The sequence below is a fragment of the Salinicola sp. RZ23 genome (assembly GCF_003206675.1).
In the GTDB taxonomy this organism is placed as follows: Bacteria; Pseudomonadota; Gammaproteobacteria; order Pseudomonadales; family Halomonadaceae; genus Salinicola; species Salinicola endophyticus.
In genome coordinates, this window is record NZ_PZJK01000030.1 from 845 (window position 1) to 5,574 (window position 4,730).

The following is a 4,730-nucleotide window of genomic DNA, read 5'->3' on the forward strand; positions in this document are numbered from 1 at the left end:
AGCGGGCGTTCGCGTCAGGCCGACGCCAAGCCCGACGCGGCCAGCGGCAAGACCAACTAACACGGGGTGCCACAGATGACCGCTGAACAGTTCGACTCGCTGTGGCTCCTCACCTTTTGTATCGGGCTCGTGCTCGCGTTCGGGCTCGGTGCAATCAAGGGTGGCCAACGATGAGCNNNNGCGGAGAAAACCCTATGAAAACCCAACTGAAAGACGCGCTCATCACCACCCGCAACGCCGCCCGTTCGATCCCCGGCAAGGTCGCCATGATCGGCGTCGGCACCATCGCCACGGCCAGCGCCGCCATGGCCTCCGACTCCGGCGGCTCGGCAGCTTCTCAGGCGTTCTCCGAACTCTCCAGCCAAGCCAGCAGCATGGCTGGCGAAGCGTGGCCGGTGGTCACCGCCATCGTCGGCTCGCTGCTCGCCATCGGGCTGTTCAAGAAGTTCGCCAACAAGGCCACCTGATCCGGTGGTTAAACCGGTCCCGCTGTCCGCCCTGGGCGCATACCGGGGCCGGTCGCCAGGGGCCTTTCGAGGCCCCTTTTTCATGGGTGCGTTATGAGAAGTCTTCTACTGCTGTTCTTACTGGCGATCTCTTTGCCTTCCCGCGCCGATGACTGGTCGTTCGTCGTGTCATCGGGCTACCGCAAAGCCTCAACGTGCTCTATGGCGCTCTCTGCGGAACGCCGCTCTACCTACCAAGAAGCCCTGCGCATCACCAAAGGCAACTTGCCATTAAGAATTAAGACCGATTCGAACAGTACGTGGTGCGAAAAGAAAACCGGCGACGACGGCATCAGCAAGGTATATCGCACCCGTCCTTACGCTTACTCCGTCTTCAAATATCTCGGATCACCCGCCGACATCCCCGCCTCCGATTTGGCGGCGGATACGATTTACAACATGGCTTATACCGATGAGCAGTGCCAAGCCGCTTACGGTGGCGAGATGCGCTCGGTGACGGTCCCGTCTGGCTCCCTCAATACCGCCAATGCCTACGTCAATACCGGCGCCTGCAAGCTCTACCAGACGCCCGGCGTGACGTTCTGCACCAATAATCCCGACGGCACTCAAGAGTGTTCTACCGTCTGGCGCGCCGAATCCACCGGCGAACCGAACGACCCCGATGCCGAAGGCGCCAACGTCGAAGAGTCACCGTTTCAACTCACCGACAACCCATCGAGCTGCGCCAACGGCTCCTACTCATCCGGTGGCAAAAGCTACTGCTACACCGGCCAGTCGAGTGACATCAACACCATCCATATCGGCGACGACGGTAACCCGGTGACCGATGACGGCGGCACCGATACCGGAGGCAATACCGGTGGTGGCGATACCGGATCAGGCAACGATGGTGGATCGACTGGGGGTGGCGGCTCATCGGGCGGTGGATCGACCGGGGGCGGTGGCTCATCGGGTGGCGGCGGTGGTGGCGCTTCCGGTGGGGGTGGTAGTACCGGTGGTGGCTCATCCGATGGCGGTGGCGGGTCTTCCGGTGGTGGCTCCACCGGTGGTGGCTCCACCGGGGGTGGCTCCACCGGGGGTGGCTCCACCGGGGGTGACACCTCGACCGGCGGCGGTGATACCTCGACCGATGATGACGCCACGCCCCCCGACGACACCGATACGCCCTCCGAAGGCGATACCGGCAGCAGCGACAGCGGTAACAACGACAGCGGCGACGGCGAAGAGAGCGAAGAACCCGGCGATGGCCTCGACGCCGTACTGGATGCCATCGGCGGCGTGCGCAAGGCGATCAACAACGGCTTTTCCAACCTCGTCGACACCTTCACCAACCAGGACGGCGCCCCTACGGCGGCCGATGTCGAGAGCGAGTTCGATGGCCAGGGCCTCACCGACGACCTGATGAGCCAGCTCGATACCCAGAACGAAGACGTACAGGGCGAGATCACCCAGCGCTATCGCGACCTGTTCGAGGATGACAGCAGCCTCTTGGGCAAGGGCCTTAGCTACGTCAAAGGCGTGGCCACCGCTTGGCTCCCCGAGATTCCCGGTGGCGGCGGCTGTGTCCCGCTCACCTTCAGCTTCCAGGGCCACACCGTCACCATCGAGTGCCGCGTCTTCGATCTGATCAAGGCCGCGCTCTCCTGGCTGCTGTTCTTCTTCACCTGCTACCAAATCACCATGATCGCGCTGTCCTATCGCAGCGCCTCGGAGGGCTGACCATGGGTGCGCTCGTTCGGCTGCTCTTCACCGCCCTGATTCCGCTGGCGCGTAACTTTTTCAAGCACTTCGGGACGTGGTTTCTCCAGTTCTTCTTCTGGCTCAAGGTCGCCCGCTTCGGCCTGTTCCTGATCAAGGTCGGGATTTTCGTCGCCCTGATCACCGGCACCGCCGACGTGATTTCCAGCATCGTCGATAGCCTCACCGTGGCCATGCCCGCGGTGCTGGCCGATGGCGTCAACCGCATCCTGCCCGACAACTTCTCCACCTGTGTCTCGGCCATCGTGCTGGCCAAGTTCACGGTCATGGCCCTGCACGTCAAAGACCGCGTGCTGGGCCTTGGGGGTGTGTGATGGCGGTCTATGTCGTCACCGGCAAACTGGGCGCGGGCAAGACGCTCGTCGCCGTGGGCAAGATCAAGGACAAGCTCAACCACGGCTGCCCGGTGGCCACCAACCTCGACCTGCGCCTGCATAAGCTGGTCGGCGAACGCGCGCGCAACACCCGCGTCTATCGCATCCCCGACAAGCCCCAGCTCGCCGACCTGGAAGCCATCGGCCGTGGCAACGACACCTACGACGAAGCCAAGAACGGCCTCCTGGTGCTCGATGAGTGCGGCACCTGGTTCAACTCCCGCTCCTGGGCCGACAAGTCGCGCCAGGCGGTCATCGACTGGTTCCTGCACGCGCGCAAGCTCGGCTGGGACATCATCTTCTTGATCCAGGATCTCTCGATCATGGACAAGCAGGCCCGCGTGGCGCTGGCCGAGCACGTTGTCTACTGCCGCCGCCTCGATCGGCTGTCGCTGCCGATCATCGGCTCCCTCTGGTCGATGTTCGCCGGGGGCAAGCTGCCGATGCCCAAGCTCCATCTCGGCATCGTCAAATACGGCGACTCCCCGCAAAGCCTCGTCGTCGAACGCTGGACCTACACCGGCCGCGCGCTCTACCCGGCCTACGACACCAAGCAAGCCTTCTCCGACGCCTACCCGCACCAGACCTACTCGATGCTGCCGCCGTGGCTCACCCATGGCGTGTTCCGCGTCCCCCGCGATGCGAGGTTCTACATGCGCATGACCCGTATCTACTGGAAGCGCTTCAACCGCCCGCTTCTGGTCACCCTGGCTTTTCTCCTGGGCATCGTCCTCACCACGTCCGTGCTCGTCGTCGATCAGGTCGACGCCCGCAACGCCGACCTCGAGGCCACGCCCGATCCTGCGCCCGCACTCGATCTCTCCCGCTTCGACCGCGCGCGCATCACCGGCTACGCCCAACTGGGCGACCACACCACCTACCGCCTCCTGGACGGCGACCACCGGCCCACCACCAGCGACGACCTCGAACGCCTCGGCCTCGACGTCATCCCGATGGGTGCCTGTCATCTCCGCCTCGGCTCTGGAGCCCACCATGTCGACATCGGTTGCTAATCTCGCCCGCGCGGCCCTCACCGCTGGCGCCCTGCTGCTCACGTCCACCGCCCACGCCATGCCCATCGACATGCAGGACGCGGACGTGCGCGACTTCGTGCACTGGTACAGCCAGGAAACCGCCACGCCCATCGCCATCGACCCGCGCGTCAACGGCACCCTGACCGTCTACGCCCCGGACGTGCCGCCCGATCAGCTCCCCGAGTTCTTCCAGGGCGTCATGCAGTCCCACGGCTATCAGCTCGCCCCCGGCAATCCGCCGACCCTGGTCCCGGCCAAGGCCGACCAGACGTTCATGAGCCGTATCGCCACCCCGGCCCCGCGGGAGCCCAGCGTCTCCCGCGTGCTGCCGATCAACCACCTACGCGCCGGCGATCTCGCGCCCCTGGTCGACGCCTTCCTGGCCCAGAGCACGCCCGGTAGCCTTCAGTCATCCCGCGCCCAGGTGCTGCACGCCGCTAACGCGCTCCTGGTCAGCGGTCCCCCCGACCGCATCCAGGCGCTCGAACGGCTGCTGCCCCAGATCGACGTCACCCGCGCCCAGGTGCTCATCCGCGCCCTGATCTTCGAAACCAACGACGGCGACACCCTCGACCTCGGCGTCTCGTTTGGCCGCGCCCGCGCTGGCAGCAACCCCGCCGGGGGCTTCAACACCTCCGGGCTCGGCCGCGCGCTCTCGGTGCCCGGTGGCTCGTTCGGCATCTTCGACGGCGACGTGCTGGCCCTGGCCGTCAACGCGATCCGCCGCGACTCCAACGCCCGTGTTCTCTCGACGCCCCAGATACTGGCGCTCTCCGGCCAGCGCGGCACCATCTCGGTCGGCCAGAATGTCCCCTTCATCACCGGGCGGGTCACCGGCGAAGCGGCCAACATCGAAAACCCCTTCCAGACCATCGAGCGCCGCGACATCGGCATCACCCTCAATGTGCTGCCGGTAGTCACCCCCTCGGGCCTGATCGTCATGGACGTGGGCACCGCCGCCGACAGCCTCACCGACTCCGTGCTGGCGTCCGACATCATCACCAACCAGCGCAGCATCAACACCACGGTACAGATTCACTCCGGCCAGTCGGTGCTCCTGGGCGGCCTCGTCTCCGAAGAGAATCGGCAGCAGCAGA

General features: G+C 65.2%; 5 protein-coding genes. All 5 read left to right on the top strand.

Annotated elements, in window-relative coordinates:
- Positions 1–194: 194 nt before the first annotated feature.
- On the top strand, positions 195–467 hold the full coding sequence (locus tag DOM67_RS19640) for a major coat protein (protein ID WP_157958927.1): 273 nt from the start codon (positions 195–197) through the stop codon (positions 465–467).
- Between the two features lie 438 nt (positions 468–905).
- Positions 906–2,186, top strand: coding sequence for a hypothetical protein (locus DOM67_RS20045; RefSeq protein WP_198651885.1), 1,281 nt, complete (start codon positions 906–908; stop codon positions 2,184–2,186).
- A 2-nt stretch (positions 2,187–2,188) separates the two neighbouring features.
- Positions 2,189–2,539 (top strand): DUF5455 family protein, encoded by a 351-nt coding sequence (locus DOM67_RS19655; protein ID WP_110679006.1) that lies wholly within the window; start codon positions 2,189–2,191, stop codon positions 2,537–2,539.
- Complete coding sequence (locus tag DOM67_RS19660; RefSeq protein WP_110679008.1) at positions 2,539–3,612, top strand: zonular occludens toxin domain-containing protein; 1,074 nt, start codon at positions 2,539–2,541, stop codon at positions 3,610–3,612. The genes DOM67_RS19655 and DOM67_RS19660 overlap by 1 nt, the downstream gene beginning before the upstream one ends.
- Positions 3,593–4,730, top strand: a 1,138-nt coding sequence (locus DOM67_RS19665) for a secretin N-terminal domain-containing protein (RefSeq protein ID WP_110679010.1), incomplete at its 3' end; no start/stop codon positions are given. The genes DOM67_RS19660 and DOM67_RS19665, both read left to right, overlap by 20 nt.